16 protein-coding genes are annotated in these 16,998 nt (G+C 60.6%); 7 read left to right on the top strand and 9 right to left on the bottom strand.

Annotated features, from left to right (window positions below; all coding sequences use genetic code 11):
- Positions 1-222 precede the first annotated feature (222 nt).
- The 3 genes from KGA88_RS06985 to KGA88_RS06975 are packed head-to-tail and all read left to right on the top strand — an operon-like array spanning position 223 to position 2,169.
- Positions 223-816 (top strand): fasciclin domain-containing protein, encoded by a 594-nt coding sequence (locus tag KGA88_RS06985; protein ID WP_223589826.1) that lies wholly within the window; start codon positions 223-225, stop codon positions 814-816.
- Positions 817-871: 55 nt separating this feature from the next.
- Complete coding sequence (locus tag KGA88_RS06980) at positions 872-1,498, top strand: sigma-70 family RNA polymerase sigma factor (RefSeq protein WP_223589824.1); 627 nt, start codon at positions 872-874, stop codon at positions 1,496-1,498.
- Complete coding sequence (locus KGA88_RS06975; RefSeq protein WP_223589822.1) at positions 1,495-2,169, top strand: anti-sigma factor domain-containing protein; 675 nt, start codon at positions 1,495-1,497, stop codon at positions 2,167-2,169. Before KGA88_RS06980 ends, KGA88_RS06975 begins: the two co-directional genes overlap by 4 nt.
- Positions 2,170-2,400: 231 nt before the next feature.
- Here the strand turns inward: KGA88_RS06975 and fdhA are convergent, their stop codons facing one another.
- The 8 genes from fdhA to KGA88_RS06935 form a co-directional block, all read right to left on the bottom strand.
- On the bottom strand, positions 2,401-3,600 hold the full coding sequence (fdhA, locus tag KGA88_RS06970; protein ID WP_223589819.1) for a formaldehyde dehydrogenase, glutathione-independent: 1,200 nt from the start codon (positions 3,598-3,600) through the stop codon (positions 2,401-2,403).
- 207 nt (positions 3,601-3,807) lie between these two features.
- Positions 3,808-4,665 carry a formyltetrahydrofolate deformylase gene (gene purU / locus KGA88_RS06965; protein ID WP_007981374.1) on the bottom strand — a complete coding sequence of 286 codons (858 nt, stop codon included), beginning with the start codon at positions 4,663-4,665 and terminating at the stop codon, positions 3,808-3,810.
- A 149-nt stretch (positions 4,666-4,814) separates the two neighbouring features.
- A complete protein-coding gene (locus KGA88_RS06960; RefSeq protein ID WP_110663341.1) occupies positions 4,815-5,447 on the bottom strand; it encodes a sarcosine oxidase subunit gamma in 633 nt (210 codons plus the stop codon).
- A 150-nt stretch (positions 5,448-5,597) separates the two neighbouring features.
- Positions 5,598-8,615, bottom strand: coding sequence for a sarcosine oxidase subunit alpha (locus tag KGA88_RS06955; RefSeq protein WP_223589817.1), 3,018 nt, complete (start codon positions 8,613-8,615; stop codon positions 5,598-5,600).
- Entirely contained in the window at positions 8,612-8,941 is a 330-nt protein-coding gene (locus KGA88_RS06950) for a sarcosine oxidase subunit delta (protein ID WP_046039383.1), read from the bottom strand. Before KGA88_RS06950 ends, KGA88_RS06955 begins: the two co-directional genes overlap by 4 nt.
- Positions 8,942-8,956: 15 nt before the next feature.
- Entirely contained in the window at positions 8,957-10,207 is a 1,251-nt protein-coding gene (locus KGA88_RS06945; RefSeq protein WP_007947735.1) for a sarcosine oxidase subunit beta, read from the bottom strand.
- A gap of 23 nt (positions 10,208-10,230) precedes the next feature.
- On the bottom strand, positions 10,231-11,484 hold the full coding sequence (gene glyA, locus KGA88_RS06940; protein ID WP_110662447.1) for a serine hydroxymethyltransferase: 1,254 nt from the start codon (positions 11,482-11,484) through the stop codon (positions 10,231-10,233).
- Positions 11,485-11,767: 283 nt separating this feature from the next.
- Positions 11,768-12,484, bottom strand: coding sequence for a TraX family protein (locus KGA88_RS06935; protein ID WP_223589814.1), 717 nt, complete (start codon positions 12,482-12,484; stop codon positions 11,768-11,770).
- Positions 12,485-12,618: 134 nt separating this feature from the next.
- On the opposite strand from KGA88_RS06935, the gene KGA88_RS06930 reads away from it, so the two are divergent.
- From KGA88_RS06930 to KGA88_RS06915, 4 genes are all read left to right on the top strand, one after another.
- Positions 12,619-13,659 (top strand): low specificity L-threonine aldolase, encoded by a 1,041-nt coding sequence (locus KGA88_RS06930; protein ID WP_223589812.1) that lies wholly within the window; start codon positions 12,619-12,621, stop codon positions 13,657-13,659.
- 39 nt (positions 13,660-13,698) lie between these two features.
- Positions 13,699-14,055 (top strand): hypothetical protein, encoded by a 357-nt coding sequence (locus KGA88_RS06925; protein ID WP_223589810.1) that lies wholly within the window; start codon positions 13,699-13,701, stop codon positions 14,053-14,055.
- 273 nt (positions 14,056-14,328) lie between these two features.
- Entirely contained in the window at positions 14,329-14,532 is a 204-nt protein-coding gene (locus KGA88_RS06920; protein ID WP_223589808.1) for a hypothetical protein, read from the top strand.
- 184 nt (positions 14,533-14,716) lie between these two features.
- The gene (locus KGA88_RS06915) at positions 14,717-15,541 is read left to right on the top strand and encodes an SDR family oxidoreductase (protein ID WP_223589806.1); all 825 of its coding nucleotides are present in this window, start codon (positions 14,717-14,719) and stop codon (positions 15,539-15,541) included.
- A gap of 126 nt (positions 15,542-15,667) precedes the next feature.
- Here KGA88_RS06915 and gbcB read toward each other — a convergent pair whose 3' ends face one another.
- Complete coding sequence (gene gbcB, locus KGA88_RS06910) at positions 15,668-16,768, bottom strand: glycine-betaine demethylase subunit GbcB (protein WP_110662070.1); 1,101 nt, start codon at positions 16,766-16,768, stop codon at positions 15,668-15,670.
- Positions 16,769-16,998: the final 230 nt, after the last annotated feature.

Below are 16,998 nucleotides of genomic sequence, written 5' to 3'. Positions count from 1 at the left end.
CCGAGGATTGTTCCCAGCCCCCCTGTAGGAGCGAGCTCGCTCGCGATGAACGTTAACGATAACGCGTACTTCCTGGATTAACGCGTTGGCCTGGAGTCCATCGCGAGCAAGCTCGCTCCTACAGGAAAAAGTTCCCGCGCCCTGCATCCAGTCTTGCGCCTTCTGCGTATATCAAGCACGGACAGACACTCCTGGCCGATTCTCATCACAAGGATCATCACCATGAAACGCACTTCGATCAAAGCGCCATTGATTGCCAGCCTGCTGACCCTGGCCCTTGGTGGCGGACTCGTCCTGAACACCGCGCTAGCGGCGGACATGGGCCACGACGCCGTCATGGTCGGTGGCCAGACCATGCTACCGAGCAAGGACATCGTCGATAACGCGGTGAACTCCGCCGATCACACCACCCTGGTCGCCGCGGTAAAAGCCGCCGGCCTGGTCGATACCCTCAAGGGTAAAGGCCCGTTCACCGTGTTCGCCCCGGTCAATTCGGCCTTCACCGCCCTGCCCGCCGGTACCGTCGACACCCTGCTCAAACCGGCCAACAAGGCCACGCTGACCCACCTCCTCACCTACCACGTGGTCGCCGGAAAACTCGACATGATGACCCTGGCCGAGAAGATCAGGGCCGGTGGTGGCAAGGCCGAACTGACGACGGTTGCCGGCGGCAAACTGTGGGCAATGATGAACGGCCCGCACAACATCACCATCAAGGATGAAAAGGGCGATGTCGCTGACATCACCACCTATGACGTGTACCAGTCCAACGGGGTGATACAGGTCATCGACAAGGTGCTGATGCCGAAAAGCTGAGCCATACCGCCGTCCCCGCGCTTCGGGGCCGGCGGTACTCCCGGGGGTGTTCGCCGTGAATGGAACAACTGCGCACCGTGAACTAACCTCTGCCTGCAACCGGCCCCTTGCCCCGCTTTCCGGGAGAACCGCTATTCCCATCACCGACGCCGATCAGCTCAGGCAACTGCTGGCCCAGTGTTCACTGGGCGACCGCCGCGCGTTCGAGACGCTGTACCGCAGCGTCGGCCCGCGTCTGCACGGGGTAGCGCTGCGCTTCATGGGTCGGCCGGACCTGGCCGAAGAGGTGCTGCAAGAGAGCTTCGTGCGCATCTGGAACAATGCATCGCGCTACGAAGCGCATTTGTCGGCACCGTTGACCTGGATGATCAACATTACCCGTCACCAGGCCATCGACCAGTTGCGCAAACATCGCGATCGGCCATTGAACGATCTCGAAGAACAGATGCTCGTGGATGAAAGCCCATCGGCCCACGAGCAACTGGCCAGTGCCCGCGACGCCAGCGCCTTGAGCCGCTGCCTGGATAGCCTCGAAGGCATGCAGCGCCAGTCGATTACCGTCGCCTATTTTCAGGGGCTGTCATGCTCGGAACTGGCCGAACACCTGGCCGCGCCGCTGGGCTCGGTGAAATCCTGGATTCGCCGCGGCATGGAACGCCTGCGCAGGTGCCTTGAATCATGAACTATCGAACCCCGACCCTGCGCCGCGCCCTCGCCGCCGACTATGCCATTGGCCTGATGCCCGCCACCGCGCGCCGGCGTTTCGAACAGCTGTTGCTGGAAGATACGACCTTGCGCGCGGAACTGGCGCATTGGCAGGAAAGCCTGGCCAGCCTGACCGACGCCCTGCCGGAGCAGCCGGTACCGGATCGCGTCTGGCAAGGCATTACCGCGCGGATCGACCCGCAAGAATTGCATGTGCCGGCGAAACGGCCGTTCTGGAATTGGCTGCGAGTGACGGCGGCGGTTTGCTCGCTGCTGATCGCCTTGACCCTTGGTGTGATCTACACCCGCGACGATGCCCACTACAGCGCGACCCTGGCCGGCGCCGACGCCCAACCGGCGTTGCGTGTTCTTGCCCATGCCGACTACCTGCAAGTTGAGCCGCTGACACTGGCAGCGATAGAACCGGGGCAAAGCCTGGAGTTGTGGGCGATCCCGGCGGACGGCAAACCCATTTCCCTTGGCGTGATCCCGGCGGGCGGCAAAGGCAAAGTTGAGCTGAGCGACGCGCAGAAAGCGCTGATCGGTAAACCGATTGCGCTGGCGGTCAGCCTCGAACCGAAGGGTGGTTCGCCGACCGGACAGCCAACGGGGCCGGTGTTGTATCAAGGGGCATTGGCGACGCTCTGAAGGCGATAAATCTTTCCTGTGGCGAGGGAGCTTGCTCCCGCTCGGCGGCGCAGCCGTCGCAAACGATCCACCACGGTACAGCTGATATACCCCATACCCAGGATTCAGGGCCGCTCCGCAGCCCAGCGGGAGCAAGCTCCCTCGCCACAAGGTTATGTCGATCACCAGATCTGATTTACAGCTCAAAAAAAACGGCGACCCGAAGGTCGCCGTTTTGTATTGCGTGAAGACTTACGCCGCGCTGAACATCTTGTGCGGATCGATCACAAATTTCTTCGGCACGCCGGCATCGAACTCGCCATAACCTTGCGGTGCCTGATCCAGGCTGATCACCTGGACACCCACCACTTCGGCGATGTTGATGCGGTCCCACATGATCGCTTGCATGAGCGCGCGGTTGTACTTCATCACCGGGGTCTGGCCGGTGTGGAAGCTGTGGGACTTGGCCCAGCCCAGACCGAAGCGAATGCTCAGGCTGCCCATTTTCGCGGCAGCGTCGACAGCACCCGGGTCTTCGGTTACGTAGAGGCCGGGAATGCCGATCTTGCCTGCCACACGCACCACGCCCATCAGCGAGTTGAGCACGGTGGCCGGGGCTTCGTGTTTCACACCGTCATGGCCATGGCCACGGGCTTCGAAGCCAACGGCGTCGATGGCGCAATCCACTTCCGGCTCGCCCAGCAGGGCGGCGATCTGTTCGTGCAGCGGTGTGTCCAGGGACAGGTCGGCGATCTCGAAGCCCTGGGCCTTGGCGTGAGCCAGGCGCACGGTGTTGACGTCACCGACGATCACCACTGCCGCGCCGAGCAGGCGAGCGGATGCGGCCGCCGCCAGACCGACCGGACCGGCACCGGCGATGTACACCGTGCTGCCAGGACCAACGCCGGCGGTCACGGCACCGTGATAGCCGGTCGGCAGGATGTCGGAGAGGCAAGTCAGGTCACGGATTTTTTCCATGGCCCGCTCGCGATCCGGCAGTTTCAGCAGGTTGAAGTCGGCGTACGGCACCATGGCGTATTCGGCCTGGCCACCGGTCCAGTCGCCCATGTCGACGTAACCGTAGGCACCACCCGGACGCGCCGGGTTGACGCTCAGACACACGCCGGTGTGCATCTCTTTGCAGGAACGGCAGCGCCCGCAAGCGACGTTGAACGGTACGGATACCAGGTCGCCGATCTGCAGGTTCTCGACGTCGCTGCCCTTCTCGATCACTTCGCCGGTGATTTCGTGGCCCAGTACCAGGCCGGTTTGAGCGGTGGTACGACCGCGCACCATGTGCTGGTCGGAACCACAGATGTTGGTGGAAACCACACGCAGGATGACGGCGTGGTTAATCTTCCTGCCACGCGGGTCCTGCATTTTCGGATAGTCGATTTTCTGTACTTCGACCTTGCCAGCGCCGAGATACACCACACCACGATTGCCAGACATGCTTTCACCTCGCTGTTGTTTTTATGTAGCGGTCGCGTCACCAGGGATCGGCGCCGCGTTGATTGCTCTGGGTGTTGCCTGTGTGTTTTGTGTTGTTCGTGTGGGCCTCATCGCCAGCAAGCCGGCTCCTACAAGGGATCGCTGCGCCGACCGCAATCCTGTAGGAGCCGGCTTGCTGGCGATGGGCTGCGAAGCGGCCCCAAAAACCTAAAGAACAACGGTGCGATTGGCGTTCAAAAACACTCTTCTTTCAATGTGATACCCAACCGCCCGCGCCAACGTCAGCCCTTCGATATCCCGCCCCTTGGCGATCAGGTCTTCCGGGTAATGGCTGTGGTCCACTGCCTCGACGCCCTGGGCAATGATCGGGCCTTCATCGAGATCGTTGTTGATGTAATGCGCCGTGGCGCCCACCAGTTTCACGCCCTTGTTGTAGGCCTGGTGATAGGGCTTGGCACCCTTGAACCCGGGCAGCAGGGAGTGGTGGATATTGATCGCCTTGCCATCGAGCTTGCGGCACAGTTCCGGCGACAACACCTGCATGTAACGCGCAAGAATCACCAGTTCGGCGCCGGACTCCTCGATCACCTGCCACACCTGACGCTCTTGCGACGGTTTGTCGTTCGGGTCCAGCGGGAAGTGGTAGTACGGAATCTGGTGCCAGTCGGCCAGCGGCTTGAGGTCCGGGTGGTTGGAGACCACGGCGGCCACATCCATCGACAACTGGCCGATGCGCTGGCGGTAGAGCAAGTCGTTGAGGCAGTGATCAGCCTTGGAGACCATGATCACCACCTTCGGTCGATAGTTCGGCGCGGTCAGTTCGAAGATCATGCCAAACGCTTCGCCACGCTCGGCCAGGCCCGCGCGGAACGACTGTTCGTCGAAGCCATCGGGTTGACGGAACTCCACTCGAATGAAGAAACGACCCGAGAGCCGGTCATCGAAGGAATGGTGCTCGGTGACGTAGCAGCCCTGCTCGAACAGAAAGCGGGTCACCGCGTCCACGGTGCCGAGCACACTCGGGCAGTCGGCGGTCAGAATCCATGTGTCTGGGGCGCGGCTCATGGTGCGGTGACTCCTTTGAATGCGGTAGATGCCTCCTGTAGGAGCGAGCTTGCTCGCGATGGAGGTCAACGATGACGCGTACTTCCTGATTCAACGCGTCGCTCTGAAGTCCATCGCGAGCAAGCTCGCTCCTACAGGGTCAGGTGTGATCAGGCCTGAACGCTAAGCCCATACTCGGCAGAAGCATCCTGCAACCACAGCCACCAGTAATCCGAGAAGCTGCGACGAATCAGCAGTTCCCAGGTGTCTTCGGCGGTGTGGCGGATCATCAGTTGCGACTTGGCGAACACCGTGCCGACGGCTTTGCCCACCGGGAAGTTGTTCGGGTGCACGTCGTAGCTGGTGGACTTCATCAGCACCTGGCGCACGTTCGGGCCGCTCAGTTCGATGACTTGCTGGCCACCGCTGACGTTGACGATTGCAATGTGCAGATCGCCCAGCGCTTCGCGCAGTTTCTGCTCGGCGGCCAGTTCTTCACCGGTCGGCACGATCAGCAGCCACTCATCCGGTCCCATCCATTGCAGGCTGGTTTCGCCTTTGACGATGACAGTCAGCGCACCCGGCAATTCGATGCCCAGGGCTTTGTGCACGCCTGCGGCAAACGCGGCGTCGTGGCCATCGCCACGAATGGTCAGGTGGCCGAGGAGTTTTTTCTCACGCACGATCACGCCGGCGTTCTTGCGACCCTTGCCCACCAGGCTGGCGAGATCGGCGTGATGCAGCGACGACTCGGCCTTGGCCCCGGAGGTTGGGCGTTGTTGGTAAACATTGGCTGCGGTCATAAAGCACCTGTCTTGAATTCTGTTGATAGTGCGGTCGCCTCCTGTAGGAGCCGGCTTGCTGGCGATCCAAACGACGCGGTGTATCAGATGCACCGCGTTATCGTTCATCGCCAGCAAGCTGGCTCCTACAGTCAAAACCACATCCGGCAATCACACGTTCTGGCGTTCGCCTTTCGGATCGAAGAACACCGAAGAAACGATTTCCGCCTCGATCACGCTGCCGTCGGCCAGCGGTGCGAACACTCGCTCACCCATGCGCTGCAACCCGCCCTTGACCACGCCCATGGCGAACGAATAACCCAGGGAGTTGTGCAGGTAACTGGAAGTCACGTGACCGACCATGGTCATCGGGATGGCTTGCTTGGTGTTGAACACCAGTTGCGCACCTTCCGGCAGCCATTTGTTCGGATCGATCGGCTTCAGGCCAACCAGCTGTTTGCGCTGATCACGCACACAGTCCTCACGGTTCATGCCACGCCAGCCGATCCACGAGAACGGTTTGGTGCGACCGACACACCAGCCCATGTTCAGGTCGTCCGGGGTCATCGAGCTGTCAGTGTCCTGACCGACGATGATGAAGCCCTTCTCGGCCCGCAGCACGTGCATGGTTTCAGTGCCGTACGGGGTCAGGTTGTACTTCTTGCCAGCGTCGACGATTTTTTCCAGCACGCCCATCGCATAGTCGGCTTGCACGTTGACTTCGTACGACAGTTCACCGGTAAACGAAATCCGGAATACCCGCGCCGGCACACCACCCACCAGACCTTCTTTCCAGGTCATGAACGGGAAGGCTTCGTTGCTCAGGTCGATGTCGGTGACTTCGCTGAGCAGCTTGCGGCTGTTCGGCCCGGACAAGGTCATGGTTGCCCAGTGGTCGGTCACGGAGGTGAAGTACACCTTCATGTCCGGCCATTCGGTCTGGTGGTACAGCTCCAGCCACTGCAGGACGCGAGCCGCGCCGCCGGTGGTGGTGGTCATGACGAAATGGTTGTCGGCCAGGCAAGCCGTCACACCGTCGTCGAAGACCATGCCGTCTTCTTTGCACATCAGGCCGTAACGGGCCTTGCCCACATCGAGCTTGGTCCAGGCGTTGGTGTAGACGCGGTTGAGGAACTCGCGAGTGTCCGGGCCCTGGATGTCAATCTTGCCCAGGGTCGAAGCGTCCAGCAGGCCGACGCTGTCGCGCACGGCTTTGCATTCGCGCTTCACGGCGGCATGCAGGTCTTCACCGGATTTCGGGAAGTACCACGGACGTTTCCACTGGCCGACGTCTTCGAACTCGGCGCCGTTTTTCAGGTGCCATTGATGCAGGGCGGTGTAGCGCACAGGCTCGAAGATGTGCCCACAGTGACGGCCGGCCACGGCGCCGAAAGTCACCGGCGTGTAGTTCGGACGGAACATGGTGGTGCCCATCTGCGGGATGGTCACGTTCAGCGAGCGGGCGGCGATGGCCAGGCCGTTGACGTTGCCGAGCTTGCCCTGATCGGTGCCGAAGCCCAGCGCGGTGTAGCGCTTGACGTGCTCGACCGACTCGAAACCTTCACGGGTCGCCAGTTCGATAGCGGCGGCGGTGACGTCGTTTTGCAGGTCGACGAATTGCTTCGGTGCCCGTGCGGTGTTCTTTTCATGGGGCACCTGGAACAGCGCCAGGGTCGGCTCTTCGAGACGGCTCAGGGCTTTTGGCAGCAAGCCTTCGACGGTCTGGAACCCGGCTTCAGCGGCGGCGCGAGCGCCTCCTTCAAAACCGTCGGCCAGGGAATCGCCGAGGCCATAGACGCCGTTGATGCCACCGACGCACACGCGTTTCTGCGGTGCTTCACCCGGTACGAAACCGAGGATGTCTTCACGCCATATCGGCTTGCCACCCAAGTGCGAAGCCAGGTGAACCACCGGGCTGTAGCCACCGGAGCTGGCCACCACGTCGCAGTCGAGCCATTCGCCAGGGCTGGTCACGGTGTGCGCCTTGACATCGATGGCGGCCACGCGGGCAGCGGTCACGTGCTTGCTGCCACGGGCCTCGATCACGGCGCTGCCGGTGAGGATGCGGATACCTTTGGCGCGGGCTTCTTCCACCAGCGCACCACGCGGATTGCTGCGGGCGTCGGCAATGGCCACCACTTGCAGGCTGGCATCGAGCCAATCCAGGGCAACGCGGTAGGCGTGGTCGTTGTTGGTCGACAGCACCAGCTTCTTGCCCGGTGCCACGCCGTAACGGCGCACGTAGGTCGAAATGGCGCCGGCGAGCATGTTGCCCGGCACGTCGTTGTTGCCGTAGACCAGTGGACGCTCGTGAGCGCCGGTCGCCAGCACCACACGCTTGGCGCGGACCCGGTGGATGCGCTGACGCACCTGGCCAATCGGTGCACGGTCGCCGAGGTGATCGGTCAGGCGCTCGTGAATGGTCAGGAAGTTGTGGTCGTGGTAACCGTTGACGGTGGCGCGCGGCAACAGCAGCACGTCCGGGGTGTTCTTCAGTTCGTCGATGACGCTGGCGACCCACTCAGTCGCAGGCTTGCCGTCGAGGCTTTCGCGGGAATCGAGCAGGCTGCCGCCGAACTCTTCCTGCTCATCGGCGAGGATCACCCGGGCACCACTGCGCGCAGCCGCCAGTGCAGCGGCCAGGCCAGCAGGGCCGGCGCCGACGATCAGCACGTCGCAGTGCTGGTTCATGTAGTCGTAGGTGTCCGGATCGTTCTCGGTCGGCGAGCGGCCCAGGCCGGCAGCCTTGCGGATGTACTTCTCGTAAGTCATCCAGAACGATTGCGGGTACATGAAGGTTTTGTAGTAGAAGCCCGGTGGCATCAGCTTGCCGCCGACCTTGCCGAGAATCCCCATCATGTCGTTGTTCACGCTCGGCCAGCCGTTGGTGCTGGTGGCGACCAGGCCTTGGTACAGCGCCTGTTGCGTAGCACGCACGTTCGGGATCTGCGTGGCTTCGGTGGCGCCGATCTGCAGCACCGCGTTTGGCTCTTCAGCGCCCGCAGCGAAGATGCCGCGCGGACGGGAATACTTGAAGCTGCGACCGATGATGTCGACGCCGTTGGCCAGCAGTGCAGCGGCCAGGGAATCGCCTTCGAAGCCTTTGTAGTTCTGGCCGTTGAAGGTGAAGGTCAAGACTTTGTTGCGGTCGATCCGTCCGCCGTTGGACAGGCGATTGATCTGGCTCATACCTTCTCTCCCAGAGCCGTGCTGGCCGCTTTCGGGCTATCGGTCTTGTCGGTGAATTGTGGCTTGGTGCCGATCTTGTAGGTTTCGAGAATCTCGTAGGTCACGGTGTCGCGGGTGACGTTGAAGTACTGACGGCAACCGGCGACGTGATCCCACAGCTCGTGGTGCAGACCGCGAGGGTTGTCGCGGAAGAACATGTAGTCGCCCCACTCCTCGTCGGTGCAGGTGTTCGGATCCAGTGGACGCGGGATGTGCGCCTGGCCGGATGCATGGAATTCCTCTTCGGAGCGCAGTTCGCCGCAGTGAGGACAGAAGATATGCAACATAGGAAATTTCTCCTGTTAGTGGGCGACGGCAGCAGCGCCGTGTTCATCGATCAACGCACCGTTGTGGAAACGGTCGATGGAGAAAGGTGCGGCCAATGGGTGCATTTCACCCTTGGCCAGGCTCGCGGCAAACACGTTGCCCGAGCCAGGGGTGGCCTTGAAGCCGCCGGTGCCCCAACCGCAGTTGAAGAACATGTTCGGTACCGGGGTTTTCGAAATGATCGGGCAGGCATCCGGCGTGGTGTCGACGATGCCGCCCCACTGACGGTTCATGCGTACGCGGGACAAGACCGGGAACATCTCGACGATGGCCTGGATGGTGTGCTCGATCACCGGGTATGAACCACGCTGGCCGTAGCCGTTGTAGCCGTCGATACCGGCGCCGATCACCAGGTCGCCCTTGTCGGACTGGCTGATGTAGCCGTGCACGGCGTTGGACATGATCACGCTGTCGATAATCGGCTTGATCGGCTCGGACACCAGCGCTTGCAGCGGGTGGGATTCGATCGGCAGGCGGAAACCGGCGAGCTTGGCCATGTGCCCGGAGTTACCGGCGGTCACTACGCCGACGCGCTTGGCGCCGATGAAACCCTTGTTGGTTTCAACGCCGATGCACACGCCGTTTTCCTTGCGGAAACCGATCACTTCGGTCTGCTGGATCAGGTCCACGCCGAGGGCGTCGGCAGCCCGGGCAAAGCCCCAGGCCACGGCATCGTGACGGGCCACGCCGCCGCGACGCTGGACGGTCGCGCCCATCACCGGGTAGCGAGTGTTCTTCGAGCAGTCGAGGTACGGAATCTCGTCGGCCACTTGTTTGGCATCGAGCAATTCGCCGTCCACGCCGTTGAGGCGGTTGGCGCTGACCCGACGCTCGGAATCACGGATGTCTTGAAGCGTGTGGCACAGGTTGTAGACGCCGCGCTGGGAGAACATCACGTTGTAGTTCAGGTCCTGGGACAGGCCTTCCCACAGTTTCATCGCGTGTTCGTACAGGTGCGCCGACTCGTCCCACAGGTAGTTGGAGCGAACGATGGTGGTGTTGCGCGCGGTGTTACCGCCGCCCAGCCAGCCTTTCTCGACCACGGCCACGTTGGTGATGCCGTGTTCCTTGGCCAGGTAGTAGGCCGTGGCGAGACCATGCCCGCCACCACCGACGATGACCACGTCGTAGACCTTTTTAGGGGTCGGCGTGCGCCACATTTTCTGCCAGTTTTCATGATGGCTGAGAGAGTGTTTGAAGAGGCCGAAGCCCGAGTAGCGTTGCATAGTCATTTACTCCAAAACCGCACTCAGCGATAAACCGGGAAGTCCGCGCACAGGGCTGCCACTTGCTCGGCGACGTTGGCCTCGACATCGGCGTCGCCGAGGTTGTCGAGGATGTCGCAGATCCAGCCGGCCAGCGTGACGCACTGGGTCACCTTGAAGCCGCGAGTGGTGACCGCCGGGGTGCCGATGCGCAGGCCGGAGGTCACGAACGGCGACTGTGGATCGTTCGGGACAGCGTTCTTGTTCACGGTGATGTGGGCGCGACCGAGGGCGGCATCCGCCTCTTTGCCGGTCAGGCCCTGACGGATCAGACTGACCAGGAACAGGTGGTTGTCGGTACCGCCGGACACTACATCGTAGCCGCGTTTGATAAACACGCCGGCCATGGCCTGGGCGTTGTCGATCACTTGTTGCTGGTAGACCTTGAAGCCAGGCTCCAGCGCTTCCTTGAAGCACACCGCCTTACCAGCGATCACGTGCATCAGCGGGCCGCCCTGGGCACCCGGGAACACTGCCGCGTTGAGCTTCTTCTCGATTTCTTCGTTGGACTTGGCCAGGATCAGCCCACCACGTGGACCGCGCAGGGTCTTGTGGGTCGTGGTGGTGACCACGTCGGCGTAAGGCAGCGGGTTCGGGTACAGACCGGCAGCGACCAGACCGGCAACGTGGGCCATGTCGACGAACAGCAGTGCACCCACCTTGTCGGCAATCTGGCGGAAGCGCGGGAAGTCGAGGGTCTTGGAATAGGCGGAGAAGCCGGCAACGATCATCTTCGGCTTGCACTCGACGGCCAGGCGCTCGACTTCGTCGTAATCGATCAGACCGGTCTTGGTGTCGATGCCGTACTGCACGGCGTTGTACAGCTTGCCCGAGGACGACACTTTGGCGCCGTGGGTCAGGTGACCGCCGTGGGCCAGGCTCATGCCGAGGATGGTGTCGCCGGCCTGAATCAGGGCCAGGTACACGGCGCTGTTGGCCGAGGAACCGGAGTGCGGCTGCACGTTGGCGTAATCGGCGCCGAACAGTTGCTTGGCGCGCTCGATGGCCAGTGCTTCAACCTTGTCGACGTGCTCACAACCGCCGTAGTAGCGCTTGCCCGGATAGCCTTCGGCGTATTTGTTGGTCAGGCCACTGCCTTGCGCTTCCATGACGCGTTTGCTGGTGTAGTTCTCCGACGCGATCAGCTCGATGTGATCTTCCTGACGTTGCTCTTCGGCATTCATCGCCGCCAGCAGTGCATCGTCGTAACCCTGGATCTGGTCTTGCTTGCTGAACATCGCGTCTCTCCCAGCGGCGGCGGTGCGCCATTCGTCTCGGTGAGGCACTGGTTTTTTGGCAGTGCCCTTTGATAGCGATGGTATGACTGGCTTGGAGTCGTCAAATGCCTACGGGCGCCACGCAAAGGTGCGTTTACGACATGGCGGGAAATGGCATGCCGAACACAAACCTCAAATCAGAATGGATCCCTTGTGGGAGCGGGCTTGCTCGCGAATGCGGTGTATCAGTAAGCATTGAAGTGACTGACACTCCGCTTTCGCGAGCAAGCCCGCTCCCACAGGGTCATGCGACAACCTGACGTACCGCCAGAAGAGCGAGGAAATGCGCGGGATAAAGCGCATACGCCCAACGCCGCATCGGTGGTGGTTTTGCGCCCTTTGCATGTCGCAACAAGAACAGCCCGAGCCATGGCGCGATCAGACACGTGACGATGGCCGGAATCGCCGCGACATTGCCCAGTCGGGCGGCGTAATACAGCACCTGCCATTGGTTGGCCGCCAGGCACACCAACCCCGCCAACAGCGCGAAATACCATGGCCGTTGCAGTATCAGCAACATCGCCAGCGGCAACAGAACGCCAAAGAACCCGAACATCAATCGCTGGGAGAAAAACCCGGCCAGCAGTACCGCGCCAACGGCCAGCAGGCGCGACGCAATCACTGGCTGCTGCCAGCCGCGAACCACCAGCCAGCCCAGGGCAAGGGTGGGCAGCACGTTCAAGGTGTCGGGATTGGCAATGAACATTCGGTAAGGAATTTCACTCACCGCGCTGAACAGCAACAGCCAGCCCAGATAGCGCCACTGGCCACCGGTCGTCGTAGTCCGCACGCGCGCCAGATTGACCGCCATCGCCAGGCAGAACCACGGAAAGGCCAGGCGCCCCGGCACATACAGCCAATCGGCGGAATAACCGACATATCGCAGGTGATCGAGGACCATGCTCAAAAGCGCCAGCCACTTGAGCAGATCCAGTGCCCCGTCCCTTGAACTCACGTGCATAATTACCCTTCGACTGTGTATTTTCCCGACAGCGACATCCTGTGCGCTCCACCTGACGATCTTGGGTAAAGTGCGCACACCCTCATTGACCACGGGACGCTTCACCATAGGCATCTCGACCACGGAAGCAGGCCATGACCGACAAGAGCCAACAATTCGCCAGCGACAACTATTCCGGCATCTGCCCTGAAGCTTGGGCCGCCATGGAACAGGCCAACCACGGCCACCAGCGCGCATACGGTGACGACGAGTGGACCGCCCGCGCCTCCGACGATTTCCGCAAACTGTTCGAAACCGACTGTGAAGTGTTTTTCGCCTTCAACGGCACCGCCGCCAACTCGCTGGCGCTGTCGTCCCTGTGCCAGAGTTACCACAGCGTGATCTGCTCGGAAACCGCCCACGTCGAAACCGACGAATGCGGCGCGCCGGAATTCTTCTCCAACGGCTCCAAACTGCTGATCGCCCGCACTGAAAACGGCAAGTTGACCCCGGACTCGATCCGCGAGGTCGCGCTCAAGCGCCAGGACATCCATTACCCGAAACCCCGCGTCGTGACCCTGACCCAGGCCACCGAAGTCGGCAGCGTCTATACCCCGGACGAAATCCGCGCCATCAGCGTTACCTGCAAGGAACTGGGCCTGAACCTGCACATGGACGGCGCACGCTTCTCCAACGCCTGCGCATTCCTCGGCTGCACCCCGGCTGACCTGACCTGGAAGGCCGGCGTCGATGTGCTGTGCTTTGGCGGCACAAAAAACGGCATGGCAGTGGGTGAGGCGATTCTGTTCTTCAACCACAAACTCGCTGAAGACTTCGATTACCGCTGCAAACAGGCCGGGCAGCTTGCTTCAAAGATGCGCTTCCTGTCGGCACCCTGGGTCGGGATCCTGGAAAACGACGCCTGGCTCAAATACGCCAACCACGCCAACCGTTGCGCGCAATTGCTGGCCGAGCTGGTCAGCGACATCCCGGGCGTGGAGCTGATGTTCCCGGTACAGGCCAACGGCGTGTTCCTGCAACTTTCGGAACCGGCCATCGCCGCACTGACAGCCAAGGGCTGGCGCTTCTACACCTTCATCGGCAACGGCGGCGCCCGCTTCATGTGCTCGTGGGATACCGAGGAGGAGCGGGTGCGGGAATTGGCGAAGGATATTCGCGAAGTGATGAGTGCCTGAGTCTGGCACCAGCAGCGGCAGGCGCATCCGGATTGCGTCGTGCCGCTCATCGGATCTGACATTTCTGACAGTTCAATCTCTCTACAACACGGGCGTAATGTCGGACCACCTGAAACGTTACATAGCTTTTCAGGAACCATGGTCTGTCGAGTATTCGACGTTATCCGTATTTCAGTAGGGAGAGTGACTCAAATGAGCAATCAATCTGAAGGTATACCTCTGAAAAATGAAAACGCAGTTGAAGAAGAGCTGGAGTATGAGGAAGTATTGAAAATTGCGAACATCGGCGACAAGTTTAGATATTCCGACAATTCAGAATCAACTATTGTAAAAAAAGTATTCACGCGAAACCCGTCACGAAAATACGTAATTACACTCTACACAACACAGTCGTAAATTATCGCTCAATGCTCCGTGTCAAAGCCTCCTAGACGCGGAGCCTTTCAGACGCCTACTAGTGATCCGGAACGCCTGAAATCGATACTGCCAGTGACGGGTGCAACAGAATTTCGCCTGCCGCTCATCGGCTTTGGTATTTCTTACAGTTCCAGATATGGATATCGCGGGTGTAGGGTTTTCCGACCTGAAAAGGAACTTACGCAGTCTTTCGGGAACAATCGCGTGTCGAACTTCCAACACAAAACCATGTTCTAGCGGAGAGCAATTTAAATGAGCAAGCAAAACCTGGTCGAACTGCTGCCAAAAAGCGGCAAAATCGCTATTGAACTGGATTGGGATGAAGTTCTCAAACTGGTACAATCTGGCGATGTAATTAAATACAACTCAGGGAGTGAGAGCCTCATTGCACTCAAGGTGTTCGAACAGAAAGCGAATAACCAATTCGACATAAAAATCTACTCCGAAGCAAAGTAAGTTATCTAACAGCCCACCTCACGTGTTGAGGTGGGCTGATTAACAACGCAATCAATCCTGGCGAAGGTAATGATGACTTCGTCATGGGCGCATGCTCATCGCCCTCCCTACGACTCCTGAACGACTTCGTCTACATTGTCTGTCGAGCCAATCCGCTCACATAACAACAATCAGGAGCGTGTACATGTCATTGCAAGGCAAAACCCTGTTCATCACCGGCGCCAGCCGCGGCATTGGCCGCGAGATTGCGCTGCGGGCCGCCCGCGACGGGGCCAACATTGTGATCGCCGCCAAAAGTGCCGAACCCCACGCCAAGCTGCCGGGGACGATTTTCAGCGTCGCAGAGGAAGTGGAAGCCGCCGGGGGAAAGGCCTTGGCGTTGCAGGTTGATGTGCGTGATGAAGACGCCGTACGGGCGGCGCTGGCCCAGGCCAACGAACATTTCGGCAGCATCGATGCACTGATCAACAACGCCGGCGCGATCAAGCTGACCGGTGTTCAGCACATAGAACTCAAGCGCTTCGACCTCATGCACCAGATCAACACCCGTGCCGTTTTGCTATGCAGCCAGGCGGCACTGCCGTATCTGAAAAAGTCTGGTGGACACATCCTCAACCTGTCCCCACCGCTGAACCTGGCGACCAAGTGGTTCGCCCAATACAGCCCCTACACCGTGACCAAGTACGGCATGAGCATGCTGACCCTGGGCATGAGTGAGGAATTCAGGAACTACGGCATAAGCGTCAACTCGCTGTGGCCACAGACCATGATCGCCACCGCCGCGATCGAGTTTCAGTTGGGGTCGAGGGAATCGTTCAAGCATGCGCGCACACCGGCGATCATGGCGGATGCGGCGCATGTGATCCTGAGCAGCGCCAACCGCAGCTTGACCGGGCGTTTGCTGATTGATGAGGAAATACTGCGGGAGAGCGGCATTACCGAGTTCGAACACTACCGGTTCGCCCCCGACAGCAGCGACAAGCTGATGACTGACCTGTTTGTCGACTAAACACCCTCCCCTGTAGGAGCGAGCTTGCTCGCGATGGACGTCAACGATGACGCTGGCAACCTGGCACCCCGCGGCGTTCTCAGGTTCATCGCGAGCAGGCTCGCTCCTACAGTAGATCGGTGTTGATCAGAACTCGATGCGCACGTCGCCCTTCGGCACACTGCAGCACGACAGAATGTACCCTTCGGCTTCGTCTTCCTCGGTGATCCCGCCGTTGTGTTCCATCTCCACTTCGCCGCCCAGCTTCAGCACCTTGCAGGTGCCGCAGATCCCCATGCCGCACGCTTTCGGAATCATCAGGCCGACCTTCGCCGCCGCCGCATGTACGGTCTCGCCCGGCGCCACGCGAATGCTCTTGCCGGAGGCGGTGAACTCCACTTGATGCAAGTCCGCGGCGTCGACTTCCGGCGCGTCTGCCGCCTGCTCGGCGTGCTCCACGGCGTCAGCGCGCGCCTCTGGCGGCGTCGCACCGAAGGATTCTTCGTGATAACGCGCCATATCGAAGCCAGCGGCTTCCAGCAAGCGCTTGACCGCATTCATATAGGGTGTCGGGCCGCAGCAGAATACTTCGCGCTCAAGGAAGTCAGGCGCCATCAATTCAAGCATTCTGTGGTTCAGGTAACCGCGATAACCGGCCCAGGGCTCACCCATGCCGTGCTTCTCGCAGATCAGGTGCAGGCTGAAGTTGTCGATCCGCGACGCCATGTGTTCCAGCTCACGGTGGTAAATGATGTCTTTAGGCGAACGGGCGCTGTGGATAAACACCATGTCGACATTGCCGTTGGTGTCGTAGAACCAGCGGGCCATGGACATGACCGGCGTGATACCAACGCCACCGCTCAGGTAGAGCACTTTCGGCGCGGTGAAGTCCATGGCATTGAACAGTCCGACCGGGCCGTGCACCGCCAGCTCCTGGCCTTCGTGCAGGGTGTCGTGCAGCCAGTTCGAAACTTTGCCACCCGGCACGCGCTTGATGGTCACCGAAAAGCTGTAGGGTACCGACGGCGAGCTGGAAATGGTGTAAGAACGCATGATCGGCTGGCCTTCGATTTCCAGCTCCAGGGTGACGAATTGCCCCGGCTTGAAGAAGAACAGGATCGGCTGGTCGGCCATGAAGCAAAAGGTGCGCACATCCCAGGTTTCCTGGATGACTTTGACGCAACGGACGATGTGTCGACCATTGGCCCAGGTCTGGGTGGTTACCGGGTTCAGGAAGCTGTTGGACATGCTGATCTCCACGGCCGACTGTCGGCCTTCATGTTGGCGATTCTGCGTATAGCGCGAACCACCCGTTTACCTATCTGCGACATTGACATGCTTATCGCGACCAGCCCCCAACTACCGGGGCTTGCGCGTCGGGAACAGATTGCACCATGTCGCCCATGGATAAGGTTCTGGCCAGCGCCGGCCCCACACTCGCCTCAACAGATAACTGCTGTTTTTTGTCTTGCGTCGCA

Source organism: Pseudomonas sp. A-R-19, from assembly GCF_019956575.1.
In the GTDB taxonomy this organism is placed as follows: domain Bacteria; phylum Pseudomonadota; class Gammaproteobacteria; order Pseudomonadales; family Pseudomonadaceae; genus Aquipseudomonas.
This window is presented reverse-complemented; position numbering and strand designations above follow the sequence as displayed.